Annotated in this window: 16 protein-coding genes; 8 read left to right on the forward strand and 8 right to left on the reverse strand. The window is 65.9% G+C overall.

Annotation, left to right across the window (positions count from 1 at the left end; all coding sequences use genetic code 11):
* Positions 1–158: 158 nt before the first annotated feature.
* The gene (locus ACSHT2_RS28055) at positions 159–1,289 is read right to left on the reverse strand and encodes a site-specific DNA-methyltransferase (RefSeq protein ID WP_440637910.1); all 1,131 of its coding nucleotides are present in this window, start codon (positions 1,287–1,289) and stop codon (positions 159–161) included.
* Between the two features lie 417 nt (positions 1,290–1,706).
* Here ACSHT2_RS28055 and ypfJ point away from each other — a divergent pair, with 417 nt between their 5' ends.
* Positions 1,707–2,645, forward strand: a complete 939-nt coding sequence (gene ypfJ, locus ACSHT2_RS28060) for a KPN_02809 family neutral zinc metallopeptidase (RefSeq protein WP_440637911.1) — start codon at positions 1,707–1,709, stop codon at positions 2,643–2,645.
* Positions 2,646–2,802: 157 nt separating this feature from the next.
* Positions 2,803–3,363 (forward strand): molybdenum cofactor biosynthesis protein B, encoded by a 561-nt coding sequence (gene moaB, locus ACSHT2_RS28065; RefSeq protein WP_440637913.1) that lies wholly within the window; start codon positions 2,803–2,805, stop codon positions 3,361–3,363.
* A gap of 55 nt (positions 3,364–3,418) precedes the next feature.
* Here moaB and ACSHT2_RS28070 read toward each other — a convergent pair whose 3' ends face one another.
* Together ACSHT2_RS28070 and ACSHT2_RS28075 are read right to left on the reverse strand one after the other, a co-directional pair.
* Positions 3,419–4,378: a bifunctional helix-turn-helix transcriptional regulator/GNAT family N-acetyltransferase gene (locus tag ACSHT2_RS28070; protein WP_440637915.1), complete on the reverse strand. Its 960-nt coding sequence runs from the start codon at positions 4,376–4,378 to the stop codon at positions 3,419–3,421.
* 63 nt (positions 4,379–4,441) lie between these two features.
* Positions 4,442–5,017: a glycosyl transferase gene (locus tag ACSHT2_RS28075; protein WP_440637916.1), complete on the reverse strand. Its 576-nt coding sequence runs from the start codon at positions 5,015–5,017 to the stop codon at positions 4,442–4,444.
* Between the two features lie 326 nt (positions 5,018–5,343).
* On the opposite strand from ACSHT2_RS28075, the gene ACSHT2_RS28080 reads away from it, so the two are divergent.
* Positions 5,344–6,186, forward strand: a complete 843-nt coding sequence (locus ACSHT2_RS28080) for an RMD1 family protein (RefSeq protein ID WP_440637918.1) — start codon at positions 5,344–5,346, stop codon at positions 6,184–6,186.
* A 98-nt stretch (positions 6,187–6,284) separates the two neighbouring features.
* Here ACSHT2_RS28080 and ACSHT2_RS28085 read toward each other — a convergent pair whose 3' ends face one another.
* The 4 genes from ACSHT2_RS28085 to ACSHT2_RS28100 all read right to left on the reverse strand — a co-directional run bounded on the left by ACSHT2_RS28085 (position 6,285) and on the right by ACSHT2_RS28100 (position 13,519).
* Positions 6,285–7,892, reverse strand: coding sequence for a PEP/pyruvate-binding domain-containing protein (locus ACSHT2_RS28085; RefSeq protein WP_440637919.1), 1,608 nt, complete (start codon positions 7,890–7,892; stop codon positions 6,285–6,287).
* A 10-nt stretch (positions 7,893–7,902) separates the two neighbouring features.
* A complete protein-coding gene (locus ACSHT2_RS28090; protein ID WP_440637920.1) occupies positions 7,903–9,831 on the reverse strand; it encodes a hypothetical protein in 1,929 nt (642 codons plus the stop codon).
* An 83-nt stretch (positions 9,832–9,914) separates the two neighbouring features.
* Positions 9,915–11,102, reverse strand: a complete 1,188-nt coding sequence (locus tag ACSHT2_RS28095; protein ID WP_440637922.1) for an acetate/propionate family kinase — start codon at positions 11,100–11,102, stop codon at positions 9,915–9,917.
* Between the two features lie 2 nt (positions 11,103–11,104).
* Positions 11,105–13,519, reverse strand: coding sequence for a phosphoketolase family protein (locus ACSHT2_RS28100; protein WP_440637924.1), 2,415 nt, complete (start codon positions 13,517–13,519; stop codon positions 11,105–11,107).
* A 210-nt stretch (positions 13,520–13,729) separates the two neighbouring features.
* Between ACSHT2_RS28100 and ACSHT2_RS28105 the strand changes: the two genes are divergently transcribed.
* From ACSHT2_RS28105 to ACSHT2_RS28120, 4 genes are all read left to right on the forward strand, one after another.
* Positions 13,730–14,893, forward strand: coding sequence for a PA0069 family radical SAM protein (locus ACSHT2_RS28105; protein ID WP_440637926.1), 1,164 nt, complete (start codon positions 13,730–13,732; stop codon positions 14,891–14,893).
* 24 nt (positions 14,894–14,917) lie between these two features.
* A complete protein-coding gene (locus tag ACSHT2_RS28110; RefSeq protein ID WP_440637927.1) occupies positions 14,918–15,373 on the forward strand; it encodes a VOC family protein in 456 nt (151 codons plus the stop codon).
* A gap of 77 nt (positions 15,374–15,450) precedes the next feature.
* Positions 15,451–16,338, forward strand: coding sequence for a ribonuclease HII (locus tag ACSHT2_RS28115; RefSeq protein ID WP_440637928.1), 888 nt, complete (start codon positions 15,451–15,453; stop codon positions 16,336–16,338).
* Positions 16,339–16,631: 293 nt separating this feature from the next.
* The gene (locus ACSHT2_RS28120; RefSeq protein ID WP_440637930.1) at positions 16,632–18,140 is read left to right on the forward strand and encodes a glycosyltransferase family 39 protein; all 1,509 of its coding nucleotides are present in this window, start codon (positions 16,632–16,634) and stop codon (positions 18,138–18,140) included.
* Positions 18,141–18,198: 58 nt separating this feature from the next.
* Here ACSHT2_RS28120 and ACSHT2_RS28125 read toward each other — a convergent pair whose 3' ends face one another.
* Positions 18,199–19,014, reverse strand: a complete 816-nt coding sequence (locus ACSHT2_RS28125; RefSeq protein WP_440637932.1) for a uracil-DNA glycosylase — start codon at positions 19,012–19,014, stop codon at positions 18,199–18,201.
* A gap of 135 nt (positions 19,015–19,149) precedes the next feature.
* Between ACSHT2_RS28125 and ACSHT2_RS28130 the strand changes: the two genes are divergently transcribed.
* Positions 19,150–20,811: an electron transfer flavoprotein-ubiquinone oxidoreductase gene (locus tag ACSHT2_RS28130; protein WP_440637934.1), complete on the forward strand. Its 1,662-nt coding sequence runs from the start codon at positions 19,150–19,152 to the stop codon at positions 20,809–20,811.
* The last annotated feature ends 60 nt before the right edge of the window (positions 20,812–20,871 follow it).

Raw genomic sequence — 20,871 nt, forward strand, 5'->3', positions numbered from 1 at the left:
TGCGCTGATCCTAGTCCTGCTGGCGGCCGCGTTCAACCAAGCGCGTCATTCCCGGGCGCGCGATGCGCGAGCGGCGGCGTCATTCAGGCAGCTATGGGGTGGGCACGGCGCAAGAGCGCCTTTTGCCCGCCTTACGAGGCTACGACGTGCGGCAGCGGCTACTCGGCCGCCATGCCGGCGCGGATCTCGGCGCGCAGTTCGTCGATCAGCTTGAGACCCTTCTTGGTCTCGACGTGCCAGAAGGTCCAGCCGTTGCAGGCCTGCGCGCCTTGCGCCACCGCGCCGATGCGGTGGATCGAGCCGACCTTGTCGCCCAGCATGATGGCGCCGTCGGCACGGACCAGCGCGCCCAGCTTCTTCTTGGCGTCGAACAGTTTCGTGCCGGGCATGATCATGCCGCGCTCGACCAGCTCGGAGAACGCCACCCGCGGCGCTTCGCGTGCGGTCATGAACGGGGCGAGGCTCTCTTCCGGCAGCGGCTCGACCGCGGCGATGCGCGCCTCTGCCGCCTTGGCGTAGGTCTTGTCGCGCTCGAAGCCGATATAGGCGCGGCCGAGGCGCTTTGCGACCGCGCCGGTGGTGCCGGTGCCGTTGAAGGGATCGATCACGAGATCGCCGGGCTTGGATGACGACAGTAGCACGCGCGCGAGCAGGCCTTCCGGCTTCTGCGTCGGATGCACCTTCTTGCCGTCGGCGCCCTTGAGGCGCTCTTCGCCGGTGCAGAGCGGGATCAGCCAGTCGGACCGCGCCTGCACGTCCTCGTTGGCGGCCTTCAGCGCCTCGTAGTTGAACGTATAGCCCTTGGCCTTCTCGTCGCGCGCGGCCCAGATCATGGTCTCATGCGCGTTGGTGAAGCGGCGGCCGCGGAAGTTCGGCATCGGGTTGGTCTTGCGCCAGACGATGTCGTTCAGGAGCCAGAAGCCGAGGTCCTGCATGATCGCGCCGACGCGGAAGATGTTGTGATAGGAGCCGATCACCCAGATCGTCGCCGATGGCTTCATCGCACGGCGGGCGGCAAGCAGCCAGGCGCGGGTGAAATCGTCATAGGCGGAGAACGAATCGAACTTGTCCCAGTCGTCGTTGACGGCATCGACATGGGATTCGTCGGGGCGCTTGAGATCGCCCTTGAGCTGGAGATTGTAGGGCGGGTCGGCGAACACCAGGTCGACCGAACCAGCCTGAAGCTTCGACATCTCGGCGACGCAATCGCCGAGAATGATGCGATGCGAAGGAGACTCAAAATTTGTGCGGGGCGCCCTTGCAGACGCCCCGCGACGCGACTCTACCATGACTCAAGAACTCTGACTCAGGCGACGCTGTCGGCGACGCGGGACCAAACAACCGACTGGCCGTTACATTGAAGGCGCAAAGTAAAAAACGACTTAACCCGCCGCTTTCGTGAGCAGCCCTCGCTTTGCCGTTTGTGCGCACGTTGTTGTGCGCATTCGCCGTATTTTACAGTGTATTTCGCGCTTGCTTGCGCTGCAGGTTCAATCGTGGCTGCAAAAAGGCTGCAAATTTCTCTCGGAAAAAATTGCTCGACCCTCGGAAAAAATTGCTGGCATCGACACGCTGTCGCACTAGGCAATTTTTGCCGGCCACGATATTGATAAGAGCAACGGAAATTTTACCTGTGTGGCGCGTTGAGCTTTGGCGCCGTCGTGCGCCGTCGAAACTGAATCAGGGACCCAAAAGGAAAGGCCGCCATGCGTTACGATGACTTCCGCCGGAGCGACGACATCGAGGATCGTCGCGAGGAAGGTGGTGGCTTGGGCGGCGGAGGAGGCGGGTTCGGCCTGCCGATGGGAGGTGGCGGGCTCGGCATCGGCACCATCATCGTGCTCGGCCTGGTCGGCTACGCCTTCGGCATCGATCCACGCATCCTGATCGGCGGCGCCGAGATTCTGACCGGCGGCGGCCATGCGCCGACCTACCAGACCGATCGCCAGGCCTCCTCGGGCAAGCGCGGCGCGCCGACCGACGAGATGGGCAGCATGATCTCCGGCATCCTCGGCGAGATCGACGATCGCTGGAGCGAGATCTTCCAGGCCAGCGGCCAATCCTACACCGGTCCGAAGATCGTGCTGTTCCGCAACGCCACCAATGGCGGCCGCTGCGGCATGGCACAGTCGGCAATGGGGCCGTTCTATTGTCCGCCCGACCGCACCATCTTCCTCGACACCGCCTTCTTCCGCGAAGTCGAGACGCGCTTTCGCGGCTGTTCCGGCAAGTCGGCGTGCAATTTCACCACCGCCTACATCATTGCGCATGAGGCCGGCCATCACATCCAGAACCTGCTCGGCATCATTCCGCGCGTGACGCGGATGCAGCAGCAGGTCGGCTCGAAGGCCGAGGCGAATGCGCTCCAGGTGAAGGTCGAATTGCAGGCCGACTGCCTGTCCGGCGTCTGGGTCAATCGCGAGGCGAAGAAACGTCCGAACTTCCTGGAGCCCGGCGACATCGACGCCGCGCTGACCACGGCGAGCGCGATCGGCGACGATACGCTGCAGCGCCAGTCGACGGGCCGCGTCGTCCCCGATTCCTTCACCCACGGCTCGGCGGCGCAACGCAAAAAGTGGTTCATGACCGGCTACCAGCAGGGCACGGTCCAGGCCTGCAACACGTTCGGCGCGGGGGCGTTGTAAGGAAGGCTCGTGCCCCGGACGCAGCGCAGCGCTTCCTCAGCGGTGCGCTGCAGAGCCGGGGCCCACAATGCCGGTCCCACAAATCTCTCAAGTGGGTCCCGGCTCTGCGGCGCGGCGCTGATGCGCCGCACCTTGTCCGGGACACGAAAGACGCAACATGGCCATCGACGAATCCAAACAATTCATCCCGCTCAACATCGCGGTGCTCACGGTTTCCGACACGCGCGCGCTTGCGGATGACAAGTCCGGCCAGACGTTGGTCGATCGCCTCACTGCGGCGGGTCATCATCTCGCCGCGCGCGAGATCGTCACCGACGATGTCGAGGCGATCCGCGCCGTCATCCGCCGCTGGATTGCAGATAGCGACGTCGACGTCGTCATCACCACCGGCGGCACCGGCTTCACCGGGCGTGACGTCACGCCGGAGGCGATCGAGCCGCTGTTCGAGAAGCGCATGGACGGTTTCTCGATCGCGTTCCACATGCTGAGCCACGCCAAGATCGGCACATCGACGATCCAGAGCCGCGCCACCGCGGGCGTCGCTGGCGCGACCTACATCTTCTGTCTCCCTGGTTCACCGGGCGCCTGCCGCGATGGCTGGGACGGCATCCTTGCAGCCCAGCTCGACTACCGCACGCGCCCCTGCAATTTCGTCGAGATCATGCCGCGGCTGGACGAGCACCTGCGCCGGCCGAAGGCGCAAGGCGCGACGGTGTGAAGCGCGTTGCTCAGAACCTCTCCCGCAAGGGGGCGCAGCAATGCGCATCGCGCAGCTACAGATCTAGCTCCCACGTCTCCCCGACCAGATCGGCACCGAAGCTGTGGTGCCTCTCTTCCTTCACGAGCTTGAAGCCGGCATCTTGATAGATGCCGCGTGCGGCGAGCAGGATGCTCTGCGTCCACAGCGTCATCTTGCTGTAGCCCCGCTCGCGTGCGCCCTGGATACATTGCTCGACCAGCGCGCGGCCGACACCGAGCCCCCGCGCTTTCTTCTCCACCAGCAACAGGCGCAGCTTGGCGATCTCGTCCGTGGCCTTGACCAGAAAGATCGAGCCGACCGGCTCGCCGCCCGCTTCCGCGATCCAGCAGTGCTCGCGCGCTGCGTCGTAGTTCTTGATGAACTGCGCGCAGATCTCGGCGACCAGCGCCTCGTAACTGATATCCCAGTTGTACTCCGCGGCATAGGCGACGGCCTGTCGGGAGATGACCCAGCCCATGTCGCCGACGCGATGGCTGCGCAGCATGAAAGCCGTGGGCTGGCTTCGACGTTGCTCCAGCACCGATTCGATGGTCGCCATGGCGTGGGTGAGCCGCGCTGCATCGCTGGCCGAAAGCTGGGCCAGCATTGCGGCGACCTCGTTTTGCGAGTTCAGGTTCAGCTTGGCGAAAGCCTGGCGGCCCTTGGCGGTGAGGCTGAGCTGGTATTGCCTGCGATCTGCGGGGAGGGGCTTTCGCGTGATCAGCCCCTTTTCGTCGAAGCTCTGGATGATGCGGCTGAGATAGCCGGGGTCGAGACCAAGCTCGTTTCCGATCTCCTTTGCCGCCAGTACGTCGCGATGCGCGAGTTCATAGAGCACCCGGGCCTCGCTGAGCGAAAACGGGCTCTTGCCAAGGTGCTGGTCGAGCACGCCAAGCCTGCGGGTATAGAAGCGGTTGAAGGCGCGGACTGCTGCGATCTGGTCGTCGGCGAGCCGTTCGGTCGCTGGACCTGATGGCGAAGATTGGGACGGCATGGGATTACCTCGATATTTGCTATTGTCAATTAAGTATTTGACTTTGGCAAGTATCTGGGCGGCTCAGCCGACCATGACGATCCGGCTGCGCAGCATGGTCCGGGACGACCGGCCGAGACGCCGGAGCAGCCGCGCCTCGGAATGGCGGGCCTGGGGCGGGTAGCCGCCGATCCGGTCGTAGTGATCACGCGCAATCAATAGCCCCTGATCGCCGAGCGGACCCACGAGCTTGCGCGCCACGGCCCAGGCGACGTCGCGGAATGCGGTATTTACGTAAGGCGAGCGCGCATAGCGGAACACCGCCGCGCGATCCCGGCCGCTGCTGGCGACGGCCTGGATGAACTGGGTGGTTTCCTCGATCCAGCCGGTTTCCAGTACGGCGCCTGCGGGCAGGAACATCAGCCAGGGCGATCGGGCCTGGAGCGCGCCGGCGGCGAGCGCCGCGCCCTGCGAGGGTCCCTCGAACGCGATGAAACGGCAGCCTGCGACGTCGGCAACGCGCTCGATGACGCCGTTGCGAGTGCGGTCGACCAGGAGCACCTCCCGGACGACGCCGGCGGCGGCGCCAGGGACCAGCGCGGCCAGGGTTGCGACCGCCGTCTGCTCGACACCTTCGGTCGGAATGATGACGCTCAGCATGATTGAGGCTTCAGTGTCTGCACTTCGGGAGAAGCGTAGCTGGTATGATGCTGTCATAAACCCGTAGCGTTGCCGAGTGCAACTTTCCGGCGGCGCTTCGGCGTGCGATGGTAAACTGCAGCCGGTCATCGCAGCCAAATGGGCCAGGCGCGGGCTGGCGATATTGCCGAATGTTTCGGCACGAGTTCATCCCGACGGTATTAACCCGAAGTTTCATGGCGACGCTTCGCTGCGCGCGGGCAGTCGGCCTCTCTCAGACGGGGACGCAGCTTGCCAGATAAGGTCGAACGGAAAATGTGTGATCCTGGTGCCGGGGGAAGCCTCGCATGAACGCCGATCAACTCGCCGCCGGCATGGCGCCATCGCCGCCGAAGCAGGAGGCTGCGCCGACCTTGCGGATCCGGGCGCTGATGCTGGGCGACCGCATCAATGCGTCGGGGCTGGAGATCGGCACGCTGGTGTCCTCGGCCCCGGCCGCCTTCCGCGTCCATGCCGGACTTGCCGTGATCTTTCGCTACGGCGTCGTCGTGCTGATCGGGCTGCTTCCGTCCGAGGAGAAGGTCCTCATCGACAACCTGAAGTCACGTGTCACCGGAGAGCTCAGCCCGTTCGAGGAGGAGATCGCGCACGCGCAGCTCTGCAGCGACGAAGCCGCCGAGGCGATCCAGCCGGGCGGGCCGATCTGCCTTGCCAAATTCTCAGACGACCGGCTGCTGCTGGTCGCGGATGCGCTCGCCAAGAGCACGTCGCTGGCGCGCGACGAGCGCCGCGTCGCCGCTGTGTTCGACGTGATCGAGCCGTTTGCACGGGAGCTCGCCGAACACGGCCGCACGCCGCGACGGCGCAAGGGCATCCTGCAATTGATCGGCAATGCGCTGCTGGTGCAGCAGCGTGTCGCCGGCCGCGTCGCCATCGCCGAGAAGCCCGACGTGCTCTGGGAGAAGCCCGAGCTCGATCGGCTCTATTCGCGTCTGGAGGACGAGTACGAGTTGAAGGAGCGCCTCGACACGCTCGAGCGCAAGCTTGCCGCGGTGTCGGAGACTGCCAACGCGTTGACAGACATCATCGACACCCAGCGCTCGCTCCGCCTGGAGATCGCCGTCGTGGTGCTGATCCTGATCGAGGTCGCGATGGGGAGTTTTCAGCTCCTGGCCGGCCGCGGTCACTAAAGCATGATCCGGAAAAGTGCGAAGCGGTTGTCCGGAAAGATCATGCGTAACCAAAAGACCTGAAGCGCGACGACGATTCATCCGAATCTCATGGCGCTTCAAGGCGCGGCGGCGGGCGTGTCGTGTTGGCTGGATTGCGCCTGCCACGCCGCGATCTCGGCGAGCTCCGCTTCGGGCCGTGTCCGGATCGTCTCGCAGCGTCCGAGATAGAGCTCTCCGGCGTCGCCCTCGATCGTCATCCACTCGCCTTCGGCAAGTGTGAGATTGCCGAGCTGGGCCTGCTTCGCGGCAGGATCGATCTTCAACTCGCGGCAGCCGACCACGCAAGGCTTGCCCATCTGGCGTGCCACCAGGGCCGCGTGCGAGGTGCGGGCGCCGACCGACGTGACGATGCCGGCAGCCAGCGCGAAGCCCGCGACATCGGCGGTGCTGGTGTCGGGGCGCAGCAGGATGACTGGCTCGCCCGCCGCCGAGAGGCGCTGGGCGCTTTCGGACGAGAACGCCGCCCGTCCGATCCCGATGCCGCCGGAGGCGCCGATGCCGGTCGTCGCGGGCTTGCGGGAGGAAACCAGCCTGGTTTCGGTGAGCGAGGCGAGGTCGATCTCCCCAATCCGCTCCAACGCCTCGTCCTTCGAGATTAGGCCTTCATGCACGAGGTCGATCGCGATCCTGGCGGCGGCCCGCGGCGTGCGCTTGGCTGTGCGGGTCTGGAGGATCCAGAGCCTGCCGTTCTCGACCGTGAACTCGACGTCCTGGACGTCGGCGAACGCGTGCTCGAGTCGCCTCAGGATATCGCCGAGTTCCGATTCGAGCTTCGGCAGCTCGCGGGCGATCGCCTCGGCCGTGTCAGGTGTGCGTCTTCCGGAAACCACGTCTTCACCCTGTGCATCGAGTACGAGGTCGATCATCGGGCGCCGCGCGCCCGTCGACGGATCGCGCGAAAATGCCACACCCGCGCCGGAGGCAAGACCGCCATTGCCGAAGACCATCGCCTGCACGGTCACGGCGGTACCCTCGAGCGCTTCGAGGTGCTGCAGGCTTCGATAGGTCAGCGCACGCTCGCTCATCCAGGAACGATAGACCGCCTGGGCCGCCGCCTCCAGCTGCGCGAACGCGTCCTCCAGCGGAGCATCGGCGCGATTCTCGATCAGCGCCTGCTCGCGGCCGGCGAGCCGCTCGAGCGCTTCGCTGTCGAGCTCACGGTCGCTGCCGGCGTCTTCGGCTGCGACGAGTTCCGAGATGCAGGCGGCAAAGGCGGCCGGGTCGAGCTCGAGCACGGTCTCGCCAAAGCTCTCCAGGAAACGGCGGCGGCAATCCCAGGCGAGCCGCGGCCGGCCGGTCGCACGGATCAGGCCGTGCACGGCATCGGGCGTGCAGCCGACATTGAGAACGGTGTCGAGCATGCCCGGCATCGATCGCGCCGCCCCCGAGCGCACCGACACCAGGAGCGGCTGCCGGCGGTCTCCGAAGCGCTTTCCGGTGGCGCCCTCCAGGAACGAGATTCCCTCCTTCAAGCCATCGCGCAAGTGTCGCGTGGCCTGCGCTTGGCCGGCAATGATGTCGGCGCAGAGCTTGACCGGGAGCACGAAGGCAGGCGGCACCGGCAGGCCCAGCGCCGCCATGCGGGCGAGATTGGCGGCCTTGGCGCCGATCTCCTCGGCGGGCCGCAATTCGGCGGCTTCAGCGCCGATACGCACGATATGCATGGTGGCTTCCTCAAGCTGCGAGATCGATCATGATGTGACGGCGGAGCAGATGGCCGAACGCGGCGAAGCGGTCGGTGGCGCGCTCGACGGCGCGGGCGAGCTCGATCACCGACAGCGAGGTCGCGACGTCGAAGCCGCCGCAGAAGACCAGTGCAGTGATCGCGCGCTCGCGGCTGTCGGCGGCGTGTTCGGCGTCGATCAGGCGGGTCACGGCGGAGAGCGCGTCCTCGGAATCGGCGCGCCGTCCTTCCGGCACGTCGATCGCTGCCGCGACGCCGCTCGCGGCCACTTCGGTCGCGGTCTCTGCCACCGTGCAAAGCTCGGCCAGCGATGCCAGCAGGGATGGATCGGTCCTTTCCGGCATCAGCGCGGCGATGAATGCGGCCTGCTCCAGCTCGTCGACGGCTTCCTCGGCGCGATCGATCAATTGTCCGATCAGCGGGCGGGCATTGAGGCGGTCGACCTCGTTGCGGCTCTCGATCGCGATTCTGTCGGCCTTCTGCTCGATCGCGCTGCAGCGTTGCGTCAACAGCTTGCCGTCGGCGGGCTGGTCCGCGCGGAGCGCGGCAATATGGCGCGAGATCGCCGCGACGAGATCGTGGGAGAGGCCGATCTGACGCAGCACGGCCGCCAGCAGAGTCCCGTCGACGCGATCGAGGTGCCGCATCAGATCGGCCTCGATCTGGTCGCGCACCGTCCTGACCGAGCGGCCCGCCAGCAGTGCCTCGGTGGAGGCGCGCAGAGATGTCTTCAGAAAATCGATTGCAGCGTTGCGGCCGAGCGCCTGGTCGAGCCGCTCGCCGAAGCCGATCCGCGCGGGGGCGGCATTCCGGACAGCGGAGCCGAGCAGATCGTTGCCGCCGAGCTCGAGGAAGCCGCGATGGCCGATCCGCTGACGCGCAGCCCATTCGAGGATGCGAGCCGCGTCATCCTTGGCGACCCAGGTCCTGAGCAGCTTGCGCGCCTTGTTCCAGTCGATCAGAAAAACCAGTGCGGCACCGAGCGCCGCGAGGAATTCGTTGCGATCGGCGGCGTGGTCGGCCTGAAACTGACCGGTGACGAGATAGAAGGAATTGTCGTCGCCGAGGCCGGCTGCGGTGTGACGATCAAGCCCGCTCCACGTCACCTCGAACTCGTCGAACAGCGAGATGAAGAACTTCGCCCGCGCCAGATGCACGTCGGTGTAGGTCACCGTGACCGCGTTCTTCTTCACTGCGATCACGACGACATGGGCGTCCGTGGTGCCGATGTCGTTCTGAATCAGCAGCCGGCCGCCGGCGCGTGTGGCCATGGTGTCGAGGCCCGGATGGTTGAACTTGAGACCCCGCGTCGCGTTCAGGCCCTTCATGAAGGCGGCGACGGCCGGCCGGTCCTCGCTGTGCAGGCCGAAGACATGGGCGCCGTCGAGCGCTTCCTCCGAGCAGCTCGTCGCAAGCTTGTTGAGCTGCTTGTGCAGATCCATGACGAGACGATGCAGGCTGTCGCTGCCTGCGTCGGCGACGCCGGTCAGGCGCGAGATGCGGGACATCTCGATCTCGCCGGTGGCATCGAGCAGGCCGGCTGTGCGGATCGCGTCGAGCCGCGCCTGCGCCCTCTCGCCTTCGTTCACCGCGCCGGCGCCGACGGCGCGGATCATGGTCGCTGCATCGTCCGCAATCTCCTGCATCAGCTTCGCAAGATCGGGGGCCGCGAGCCGGCCCTGCCCGATCAGATGGGCGCCGCCGATCAGCGCCGCGATCCCCGCGGGGGCGATGCCTGCAGTCTGGCTTTCGACAGCAAGGTCATTCGCGGGCCGGTCGGGCTCCTGCGCATGCCGGGCCGCCGCCTGCAGTGCGCTCATCCGCACCTTGATCCGGTCGTTGGCGGCGAGGCCTTCCGCCACCAGCGCGGGCAACAGGATGCTGCCTTGTCCGAGCTCTTCGATGATCTGGGTTTTCATGATCGGTCCGCAACCAGGATTGATGCGGTATCTGTGCCGCGAAACCGCGGCGGCAGCATTGCGGCAGATCATTCATAAATGTGTCACGTGACGTGGCGCCCACGGATCAGAGCGGCGCAATGGCGCGCGATCGTCATCTCTTCATTGGTTGGAATGACGAAGATTTCGACGGCGCTGTCGCTGCCGTTGATGCGCCCGCGCGCCGCGTCGTTGCTGGCGGCATCGATGCGCACGCCCATCCATGCGAGACGCTCGCCGATCGCGCCGCGGATCTCCTTGGCATGCTCGCCGATGCCGCCGGTGAAGACCAGACAGTCCAGGCCGCCGAGCGTGGTCGCCATCATTGCGACAGCCTGCGCCGCACGGAAGGTGAAGAGATCGACCGCCTCTCGCGCAGCACTCTCGCCGCTCGCCAGCAGCGTGCGCATGTCCGCGGAGGTGCCGGAGACGCCGCGCAGGCCTGACTCGTGATAGAGCAGGTGCTGGACCTCCTCGACCGACATGCTCTCGTGCTGCTGCAGATAGAGCAGCACGCCGGGATCGATCGTGCCGCAGCGTGTGCCCATCACGAGGCCGTCGAGCGGCGTCAGTCCCATCGTGGTGTCGATGCTGCGGCCATCGCGCAATGCGCAGAGGCTGGCGCCGTTGCCGAGATGCGCGATGACGGTGCGTCTGGTCGCAAGCTCCGGCGCGATCTCGGAAAGGCGTCCCGCGACATATTCGAAAGAGAGGCCGTGAAAGCCATAGCGCCTGACGCCACGCGCCTCGAATCGCCTGGGAATGGCGAAGCGGCTCGCCGGCGGCGCGAGGCCGTGATGGAAGGCGGTGTCAAAACACGCGATCTGCGTCAGCCCGGGCCGGATCGCCGCGAACGCGCGGACTGGCGCAAGGCAGCGCGGCTGGTGCAACGGCGCCAAAGGCGTCAATGCCTCCAGCTTCGCGGTGATGTCGTCCGTCAGGACGACCGGGCCCGAATAATCCGACCCGCCGTGAACGATGCGGTGGCCGACGGCCCGCACGCTGTCTGCGAACCGGTCCTCGATGAAGGCGAGCACGTCGGCGAACAGATGGCTGCCGTCGGCGTCCGGCGCCTCCCTTCGTGTCTCGAACAGGTCTTCGCCCGCGGGGCCTTTCACCACGAGCCGGGGTCTTGCCTCGTGTTCGTCGAGCAGGCCCTTGCATAGCAGAGTGGGCTCAGCCGCCGAGACGTCGAACAGGCCGAACTTGATGCTCGACGATCCCGAGTTGAGGACGAGGACCGTGTCCGGCATGGCTAGTCGCCGGCTTCGGCCGGCGTGTTGCCGCCGGCGCTGTTCGGCCAGACCCAGTCGCGGATCTCGGGCATGTCCTCGCCATGCTCGCGGATATAGCGGGAGTGTTCGATCAGTCTGTCGCGGAACCGCTGCTTCACGTGGGCGGCCTTGGTCGCCAGACCCGGCACGCGTTCGATCGCCTCGATCGCGAGATGGTAGCGGTCGAGCCCATTGAGCACGACCATGTCGAACGGCGTCGTCGTGGTGCCTTCCTCGGCAAAGCCGCGCACATGCATGCCGGCATGGTTGGTGCGGCTATAGGTCAGCCGGTGAATGAGATAGGGATAGCCGTGATAGGCGAAGATCACGGGTTTGTCTGACGTGAACAGCCCGTCGAAGTCGCGGTCGGAGAGACCGTGGGGGTGCTGCTCCCTGGGTTGCAGCGTCATGAGGTCGACGACGTTGACGACGCGGATCTTCAAGTCAGGCAGCGTCTTGCGCAATAGGTCGACGGCGGCGAGCGTCTCCAGCGTCGGCACGTCGCCGGCGCAGGCCATCACCACGTCGGGCTCGCCCTTTCCATCCTCCGTTCCGGCCCAGGTCCAGATGCCGATCCCGGCATCGCAATGCGTCGCCGCGTCCCGCATCGAGAGCCATTGCGGCGCCGGCTGCTTGCCGGCGACGATCACGTTGATGCGGTTGTAGGTACGCAGGCAGTGATCGGCGATCCACAACAGGGTGTTGGCATCCGGCGGGAAATAGATGCGGACGATGTCCGCTTTCTTGTTGGCGACGAGATCGACGAATCCGGGGTCCTGATGGCTGAAGCCGTTATGGTCCTGACGCCAGACATGCGAGGTCAGGAGATAGTTGAGCGAGGCGATCGGGCGCCGCCACGGCAGGTCGCGCGCGACCTTCAGCCATTTGGCGTGCTGGTTGAACATGGAATCCACGATGTGGATGAAGGCCTCATAGCAGGAGAAGAAGCCGTGCCGTCCCGTGAGCAGATAACCCTCGAGCCAGCCCTGGCAGAGATGCTCGCTCAACACCTCCATCACCCGGCCGTCCTGGGCGAGATGGACGTCGTAAGGTTCGATCGGCTCCATCCAGACGCGCTCGGTGGCGTCGAACACGGCATCTAGCCGGTTCGACGCGGTCTCGTCCGGCCCCATGATGCGGAAATTGCGCTGTTGCGCGTTGAGGCGGATGACGTCGCGCAGGAATTTGCCGAGCTCGCGCGTCGCTTCGGCGATGGCGTCGCCGGGCTGCGGCACCTCGATTGCGAAGCTGCGGAAGTCGGGCAGCTTCAGCTCCTTCTTCAACAGGCCGCCATTGGCGTGAGGATTGGCGCCCATGCGCCTGACGCCTTCGGGTGCGAGCGCCTGAAGCTCGGGAGCAAGCGCGCCGTTCGCGTCGAACAGCTTTTCCGGCTCGTAGCTGCGCATCCAGTCTTCGAGCACCTTCAGATGCGCCGGGTTTTCGCGGCAACCGGCGACGGGGACCTGATGCGCGCGCCAAAAGCCCTCGACCTTCTTGCCGTCGACTTCCTTCGGGCCGGTCCAGCCCTTCGGGCTGCGCAGCACGATCATCGGCCAGCGCGGCCGCTCGACGCTTTTGCGCCCGTCGCGGGCATGCTGCTGGATCGAGCGGATGCTGGCGAGTGCGACATCGAGCGCATCCGCCATGGCATGGTGCATCAATTTGGGATCATCGCCTGCGACGAACAGCGGCTCATGGCCGAACCCACGGAAGAGATCGCGGATCTCCGCATCTGCCATCCGTCCGAGCACGGTGGGATTTGCGATCTTGTAGCCATTGAGATGCAGGATCGGCAGCACCGCGCCGTCATGCGCCGGGTTCAGGAACTTGTTCGAGTGCCAGGACGCGGCGAGAGGGCCGGTTTCGGCCTCGCCGTCGCCGACGACGCAGGCGACGATCAAATCAGGATTGTCGAATGCCGCACCATAGGCGTGCACCAGCGCGTAGCCGAGCTCACCGCCTTCGTGGATCGAGCCCGGCGTTTCCGGCGCCGCGTGGCTCGGGATGCCCCCGGGGAAGGAGAACTGCCTGAATAGCTTGCGCAATCCGTCCGCATCGCGCGCAATGTCGGGATAGATCTCGCTGTAGCTGCCTTCGAGATAGGTGTTGGCGACCATGCCCGGGCCGCCGTGGCCGGGTCCGCAGACATAGATGATGTTGAGGTCCAGCGCGCGGATCACGCGATTGAGATGGGCATAAATGAAGTTCAGGCCGGGCGTGGTGCCCCAATGGCCGAGCAAGCGCGGCTTGATGTGCTCAGGCCGCAACGGCTCGCGCAGCAACGGATTGTCGAGCAGGTAGATTTGCCCGACCGAGAGGTAGTTGGCGGCGCGCCAATAGCGGTCGAGCAGACCGAGGTCGCCGATCGCGGCGGCCGTTTTTTGTTGAATTGTCATGTTCCCGTCGGCTTTCACCCAGCGATCGTCACCAACTTTGTTCAGGCACGATCGATCCCTGTGCGGGATCAAACGAAATCCTTGTGACGGGCGTGTTGCGTGAGGTCAAAGGCGCGCGCCCGAAATTTGGGCGGCTACTTTGCATGGGGTTGTTTTCACGTTTTTCGTTTGTGTTCTTGATTTGTTCCGTGTGCGTGCTATCTTGATTGCATGAGTCCAGCATCCTCTCATGCTCTCAAGCACCCGCCGGTCACGGCGCCCTCCGAGCCGGCGGGTGCGCCTTCAGATTTCCCCGAGCTTGGCGTCGCCATCGATCGCGCGCGAAGGCGAGGGCGGGGCGCGCAATCCAATGCCAGCGGCCGTTACGAGGCCGAGGCGCGCGTCGCTTTCGACGATGGCTGGCAGAGCCTGGAAGAGCTGCCGCCGTTCAAGACCAGTGTCGGTGTCGACACCTCGCGCAAGGTGATCACCCGCAACGATTCCCCGGACATCGGCTTCGACCGCTCGATCAATCCCTATCGCGGCTGCGAGCACGGCTGCGTCTACTGCTTCGCGCGACCGACGCATGCCTATCTCGGCCTCTCGCCGGGGCTGGATTTCGAGTCCAAGCTGTTCGTGAAGCCCGAGGCGCCGGCGCTGCTCGAGAAGGAGCTCGCCGCCACCGGCTACGAGCCCAGGATGATCGCGATCGGCACCAACACCGATCCCTACCAGCCGATCGAGCGCGAGCGAAAGATCATGCGTGGCATCCTCGAGGTGCTGGAACGCGCCAGCCATCCGGTCGGCATCGTCACCAAATCGGCGCTGGTGGTGCGCGACATCGACATTCTGGCCCGGATGGCCAAGCGCAACCTCGCCAAGGTCGCGATCTCGGTCACCTCGCTCGATCCGAAGCTGGCGCGCACCATGGAGCCGCGGGCCTCGACGCCGCCGAAGCGGCTGGAGGCGTTGAAGCAGCTCTCGGATGCCGGCATTCCGACCACCGTGATGGTCGCGCCCGTGATCCCCGCGCTGAACGATTCCGAGATCGAGCGCATCCTCGATGCCGCCGCACATGCCGGCGTCAAGGAAGCCTCCTATGTGCTGCTGCGGCTGCCGTTGGAGGTTCGCGATCTCTTCCGCGAATGGCTGATGGCGAACTATCCGGACCGCTATCGCCACGTCTTCACCCTGATTCGCGACATGCGCGGCGGGCGCGATTACGATGCGAAATGGGGCGAGCGGATGAAGGGAACCGGCCCGATCGCCTGGACCATCGGCCGCCGCTTCGAGATCGCCTGCGACAGGCTCGGCCTCAACAAGCGGCGCTCCAAGCTGACCACGGACCATTTCGCGCGGCCGAAGCGGAACGGCGATCAGCTCAGCCTGTTCTGACGGGGAAGGTGAAAGAGGCATGGCATGAGTCAGGAATTGCCGGGCCCGGTGCCGAGACTCACCGTCGTGACGCTTGGCGTGAGCGACATCCGCGCCAGCATCGCCTTTTACGATGCACTCGGCTTCTCGCGCCGGCTGAAGGCAACCGGCGAGGCCGTCGCCTTCTACGATACCGGCGGTCCGGTGCTCGCCCTGTATCCGTGGGACCAGCTCGCGGCGGATGCGACCTTGCAGGACGCGCCGAGGCCATCGACCTTTCGCGGCATGACGCTCGCCTGGAACTGCCGGACGCGCGAGGAGGTCGATGCGGTGCTGGCTTTCGCGATCGGGAAGGGGGCCGGCTTGCTGAAGGCGGCGCACGAGACCGACTACGGCGGCTATTCCGGCTACTTCACCGACCCCGACGGCCATCCTTGGGAGGTCGTGGTCGCGCCCGGTATCGAAGTGGGTGAGGACCGCCGGGTGCATCTGGCGGAGTAGGGCGGCCGGCCTGAATAGCGGGAATTATCCTGGGTTCCCGGTTGCGCTGGCGAAGCCCCTTGCGCACGATCCCGGCCATGATTCGGGACAAGTCCGCCAAGAACCCAGCCAAAGACGCGCCAAAAAAGGAGGCTGCGAAGAAGGCTGCGCCTGCCAACGAGGCCAAGCTGCCTGCGGCCAAGGCATCTGCGGCCAAGGCATCTGCAGTCAAGGCTCCGAAGGTTCCTGGTGGCAAGAAGGGTATCATTGCCATCGCTCCCCCCAGCTTCCGCCGCGAGCGTGCGCTGATAAAGCGCGGCGTCTGGCCGGTTGCCGGGTGCGACGAGGCCGGCCGCGGCCCGCTGGCGGGCCCCGTCGTTGCGGCCGCGGTGATTCTCGATCCCGACCGCATTCCGCGCGGCATCGATGATTCCAAACGGTTGACTGCCGAGGAGCGCGAGAAGCTGTTCGACAAGATCTGCGCCACCGCGCAGGTCTCCGTTGCCGTCGCCTCGCCCTCGCGGATCGACCGCGACAACATCCTGCGCGCCTCGCTGTGGGCGCTGAAGCGCGCCGTGGTGGCACTGCCCGAGGCGCCCAGGCACGTCTTCGTCGACGGCCGCGATCGGCTCGACACCGAATGCGACTGCGAGGCCGTGATCGGCGGCGATGGCATCGTGCTGTCGATCGCCGCGGCGTCCATCGTGGCCAAGGTCACGCGCGACCGGCTGATGTGTGCGCTGGCGCAGGACTGCCCCGGCTACGGATTCGAGCAGCACAAGGGCTATGCCGTCCCCGAACATCTCGCGGCGCTTGACCGCCTCGGCCCCTCCGTCCACCACCGCAGGTTCTTTGCCCCCGTCGCCGCCGCCCGCGCCAAGCACATGCCGTGGACCGTCGAGCCGGTGCTGGACCTGTTCGCGGTGACAGAGGTCGAGGTGCAAGTGGACGCGGCCGTCGAGATCGACGTCTCGGCAAATCTCTAAATCGACCCCACAGCTCTACCATCCGTCATGGCCGGGCTTGACCCGGCCATCCACGCCTTACGCACCGTCCGAAGAACGTGGATGCCCGGGCCTTCGCCTCGCCGAAGCGGCTTCGGCCGCGCAGGCGGGACAAGCCCGGGCATGACGACCGATAGCGCAGATGTGCTTGTGCTTCAGCCTGCAAGAACGGGGAGAGGGAGCAAACCGAAGTTGCCACCACGCGCAGCGCCCTCTATCAAAGCACGCGTGAGCGAATAGGGCCGGCTGGACTGGCTGCATCATTCGGACGTTGCATGCGGTTTACCTCCCTGGTCATCGAGCTCATTCGCGCCCGGCCGCGGCTGATCGTCTGGATCGCCGTGCTGCTTCAGGCCGCGATGTGGCTGCTCGTGGCGCTGGCGTTCTACCGCAGCCCACCCGGCAACCTTGCGACCCTCCTGGCCTTCGGCAGGGAATACCAGGTCGGCACCGATCTCGGCCCGCCGCTGCCGGTCTGGCTCGCCGACATCGCCTATCGCGCCGCCGGCGGCCACATGCTGGGCGTCTACGTGCTTGCCGAGATCTGCGAGATCGCGACCTTCATCGCACTCTACCATCTCTCTCGCGCGGTGATCGGCTCGCAGCAGGCGGTGCTCGCCGTGCTGCTGACGATGACGGTGCTGGCCTTCTCCTCGCCTGCGCTCGACTTCGGCCCGCTGGTGCTGGCGCGGCCGCTCTGGGCGCTATTGCTGCTGCATTCCTGGCAGATCATCGGCCAGCGCCGCGGCAATGCATGGTTCGCCTGGTCGATCGAAGCGGGCCTCTTGCTGCTGACGACGCCCGCGGCGATCTTTCTGCTCGGGCTGATCGTCGTCTTCGCGGTCTCGACCGCCCGCGGCCGGCGGACGCTGCGCGGGCTCGATCCGCTGTTTGCGCTGATCGTGGTTGCCGTGCTGGCGCTGCCCTATGCGGTCTGGCTGATGCGGGCCGAGACGTTGACCATGCCGGCCATGCCGCAAGTCGCCGAGCTCAACGCCCGCGCGCTGCACGCGGCCTGGCTGTTCGGTGGACTCGTGCTCGGGGCTGCCGCGATCCCGGCGCTGACCTTCCTCAACACCGGGCTGTTCGACGGCAAGGGCGAGGAACCGCCGATCATCTACCGACCGCCGGTCGAGCCGCTCGCGCGCAACTTCGTCTATTTCTTCGCGCTGGCTCCGCCGCTCGGCGCGGTGCTGATCTCCGGCCTGCTCGGGCTCGACTCCGTCGTCGGCGGCGCCGGTGTCGTGTTGGTCTTGCCTGGGCTTGCCGTGGTCGTTGCGGCCGGCGATCTCATCGCGATGCGCCGCACGCGGATGCTGCGCACGGTATGGGCTGCTGCCATCATCGCGCCCGCCGCCGGCGTGGTGCTGGCCGTCCTGTTCCTGCCCTGGACAGGCGCCAACGAGATTGCGACCTCGATGCCAGCGCGCGCGATCTCGGACTTCTTCGACGAGAGCTTTGCCCGTCGCACCAACCATCGCCTGCGTGCCGTCGCCGGCGAGACGCAAATCGCCAGCCTGATCGCGCTGCACTCCGGCCGGCCGCATCTGTTCATCGATGCCGATCCTGCGCGCACGCCGTGGATGAATCAGGCCAAATTCAGCGAGACCGGGGGCGTCGTGGTCTGGCGCGCATCCGACACCGCCGGCACCCCGCCGCCGGACATCCTCAAGCGCTTCCCCGGCATCGTGCCGGAAGTCCCGCGCGCGTTCGAATGGCTGGTGACCGGCCGCCAGCAGCTGCTCCGCATCGGCTGGGCCATCGTGCGGCCGAAGGGGACTTAACCCACATAGGTTGTCATTGTCATTCCGGGCGCGCCCCGGAATGCTGCAATGTATGTGGTTACGTCGCGCCTTGCGCCAGCACTTTCGCGATCGACCGCAGGTCCTGCCAGGCCAGCCGCTTGTAGGATGGCGAGCGCAAGAGATAGGCCGGGTGGAACGTCGGCAGCGCGCGGATGGTGCGCCCGCCGGCATCGTAATCGAACCAGCGTCCGCGGGTACGCATGATGCCTTCACGCGTTCCGAGCAGAGTCTGCGTCGAGGGATTGCCGAGCGTCACCAGCACGTCCGGGTTCACGAGTTCGATATGGCGCTGGATGAACGGCAGGCAGATTTGCGTCTCCTGCGGCGTCGGCGTGCGGTTGCCGGGCGGTCGCCAGGGAATGACGTTGGCGATGTAGGCGGTGGTGCGGTTGAGCCCGATCGCCCCGATCATGAGGTCGAGCAGCTTGCCGCTGCGTCCGACGAAAGGCAGCCCCTCAATGTCCTCGTCGCGGCCCGGCGCTTCGCCGACGAACATGATGCGCGCCTGCGGATTGCCGTCGGCGAACACCAGCCGCGTTGCAGTGTGCTTCAGTGCGCAGCCCTCGAAGCCCTGCATCAGCTCGCGCAACGCCTCGAGTGTCGGCGCGGTGCGTGCGGCCTCGCGTGCGGACGCGATCGCGACATCAGGCGCCGGCGCGGCCTCGCCCCGCATCACCGCGGGTGCGGCGAGCGGCCGCGGTGCCTCGACCGGAGGTGCCGCGGGCGGGGCTGGCGGCGGGGCATCCAATTCCGCCAGGCGGTCGATTGGTTCCTCCGCGAGCGCGCAGTCGACACCGGCCTCCAGATAGAAGGCGAGCAGCTCGCGGACGGTGGGTGCGGGTTCGGGGATCATGGGAACGTTTGACTTTTATACCACCTTGGACGGCCTTGCATCCCAGCGGAATGCATTTCCGAGGTTGTCCTACCCGGAAAAATCGGAAACAAGGGGGCGCAATCGACCAAAGACCGTCTCAAGGGCTGAGATCAGATGAGCACCGAAGAACTTCCCCCGCGCGAATCCATGGAATTCGACGTCGTCATCGTCGGCGCCGGCCCTTCAGGCCTGTCGGCCGCGATCCGGCTGAAGCAGCTCAACGCCGATCTCAACGTGGTCGTGGTGGAGAAGGGCTCCGAGGTCGGCGCGCACATTCTCTCGGGCGCCGTGATCGACCCGGCCGGGCTCGACAAGCTGATCCCCGACTGGCGCGAGGATGCCGACTGCCCGCTGAAGACGCAGGTGCAGGACGATCGCTTCTTCTGGATGACCGGCGCCAGTGCGATCAAGCTGCCGAATTTCGCCATGCCGCCGTTGATGAATAATCATCACTGCTACATCGGCTCGCTCGGCAATGTCTGTCGCTGGCTGGCGCGCAAGGCCGAGGCGCTCGGGGTCGAGATCTATCCGGGTTTCGCCGCCGCCGAAGTGCTCTATGACGAGGACGGCAAGGTCAAGGGCATCGCCACCGGCGACATGGGCGTCGGCAGAGATGGCAAGCCGAAGGATTCCTTTACCCGCGGCATGGAATTGCTCGGCAAGTACACGCTGTTCGCCGAAGGCGCGCGCGGCAGCTTGACCAAGCAGCTCATCAACAAGTTCGCGCTCGATGCCAATCGCGAGCCGCCGAAGTTCGGCATCGGTCTCAAGGAAGTGTGGCAGATCGATCCCGCCAAGCACCAGAAGGGAATGATCCAGCATTCGTTCGGCTGGCCGCTCGACATGAAGACCGGCGGCGGCTCGTTCCTCTATCACTACGACGACAATCTCGTCGCCGTCGGCTTCGTCGTACATCTCAACTACGACGATCCCTATCTGTCGCCGTTCGACGAATTCCAGCGCTTCAAGACCCATCCCTCGATCCGCGGCACCTTCGAAGGCGCCAAGCGGCTCGCTTACGGCGCGCGGGCCATCACCGAGGGCGGCTATCAGTCGGTGCCGAAGCTCAGCTTCCCCGGCGGCGCGCTGATCGGTTGCGCGGCGGGCTTCGTCAACGTGCCGCGCATCAAGGGCGTGCACAATGCGATGGGCACCGGCATGCTCGCGGCCGAGCACGTCGCAGCCGCGATTGCCGCCGATCGCGCCAATGACGAACTGATCGAATACGAGAACGCCTGGCGGTCTTCGTCGGTCGGCAAGGATTTGTTCCTGGTCCGCAACGTCAAGCCGCTATGGTCGAAGTTCGGCACCGTGCTCGGCGTCGCGCTAGGCGGCTTCGACATGTGGTGCAACACGCTGTTCGGCGCTTCGCTTTTCGGCACGCAGTCCCATGTCAAGCATGATCGCGCCACGCTCGATCCGGCCAGGCAGCACACGCCCAGGAACTACCCGAAGCCGGATGGCAAGATCTCGTTCGACAAGCTGTCCTCGGTGTTCCTGTCCAACACCAACCATGAGGAGGACCAGCCGGTCCATCTGAAGGTCACCGACATGAACCTCCAGAAGACCTCCGAACATGACGTCTTCGCCGGTCCTTCGAACCGCTATTGCCCGGCCGGCGTCTATGAATGGATCGAGGAGGGCTCTGGCCCGCGCTTCCAGATCAACGCCCAGAACTGCGTCCATTGCAAAACCTGCGATGTGAAGGACCCCAACGGCAACATCACCTGGGTTCCGCCCGAGGGCGGCGGCGGCCCGAACTACGAGGCGATGTAAGGGCAGGTCACGCGGGTGATCTGGCGCACGTTCGCGTGAGGACCCGGCTGCGGCCAGCCG

Origin of the sequence: Bradyrhizobium sp. PUT101, from assembly GCF_052043945.1 — a bacterium.
In the GTDB taxonomy this organism is placed as follows: domain Bacteria; phylum Pseudomonadota; class Alphaproteobacteria; order Rhizobiales; family Xanthobacteraceae; genus Bradyrhizobium.

Coding starts and splice junctions, on each gene's coding strand:
- ACSHT2_RS28080 (WP_440637918.1), top strand. CDS start 5,344: ATGAACGCCGATCAACTCGCCGCCGGCATGGCGCCATCGCCGCCGAAG.
- ACSHT2_RS28105 (WP_440637926.1), top strand. CDS start 13,730: ATGAGTCCAGCATCCTCTCATGCTCTCAAGCACCCGCCGGTCACGGCG.
- ypfJ (WP_440637911.1), top strand. CDS start 1,707: ATGCGTTACGATGACTTCCGCCGGAGCGACGACATCGAGGATCGTCGC.
- ACSHT2_RS28130 (WP_440637934.1), top strand. CDS start 19,150: ATGAGCACCGAAGAACTTCCCCCGCGCGAATCCATGGAATTCGACGTC.
- ACSHT2_RS28075 (WP_440637916.1), bottom strand. CDS start 5,017: ATGCTGAGCGTCATCATTCCGACCGAAGGTGTCGAGCAGACGGCGGTC.
- ACSHT2_RS28055 (WP_440637910.1), bottom strand. CDS start 1,289: ATGGTAGAGTCGCGTCGCGGGGCGTCTGCAAGGGCGCCCCGCACAAAT.
- ACSHT2_RS28070 (WP_440637915.1), bottom strand. CDS start 4,378: ATGCCGTCCCAATCTTCGCCATCAGGTCCAGCGACCGAACGGCTCGCC.
- ACSHT2_RS28085 (WP_440637919.1), bottom strand. CDS start 7,892: ATGCATATCGTGCGTATCGGCGCTGAAGCCGCCGAATTGCGGCCCGCC.
- moaB (WP_440637913.1), top strand. CDS start 2,803: ATGGCCATCGACGAATCCAAACAATTCATCCCGCTCAACATCGCGGTG.
- ACSHT2_RS28115 (WP_440637928.1), top strand. CDS start 15,451: ATGATTCGGGACAAGTCCGCCAAGAACCCAGCCAAAGACGCGCCAAAA.
- ACSHT2_RS28090 (WP_440637920.1), bottom strand. CDS start 9,831: ATGAAAACCCAGATCATCGAAGAGCTCGGACAAGGCAGCATCCTGTTG.
- ACSHT2_RS28095 (WP_440637922.1), bottom strand. CDS start 11,102: ATGCCGGACACGGTCCTCGTCCTCAACTCGGGATCGTCGAGCATCAAG.
- ACSHT2_RS28100 (WP_440637924.1), bottom strand. CDS start 13,519: ATGACAATTCAACAAAAAACGGCCGCCGCGATCGGCGACCTCGGTCTG.
- ACSHT2_RS28120 (WP_440637930.1), top strand. CDS start 16,632: ATGCGGTTTACCTCCCTGGTCATCGAGCTCATTCGCGCCCGGCCGCGG.
- ACSHT2_RS28125 (WP_440637932.1), bottom strand. CDS start 19,014: ATGATCCCCGAACCCGCACCCACCGTCCGCGAGCTGCTCGCCTTCTAT.
- ACSHT2_RS28110 (WP_440637927.1), top strand. CDS start 14,918: ATGAGTCAGGAATTGCCGGGCCCGGTGCCGAGACTCACCGTCGTGACG.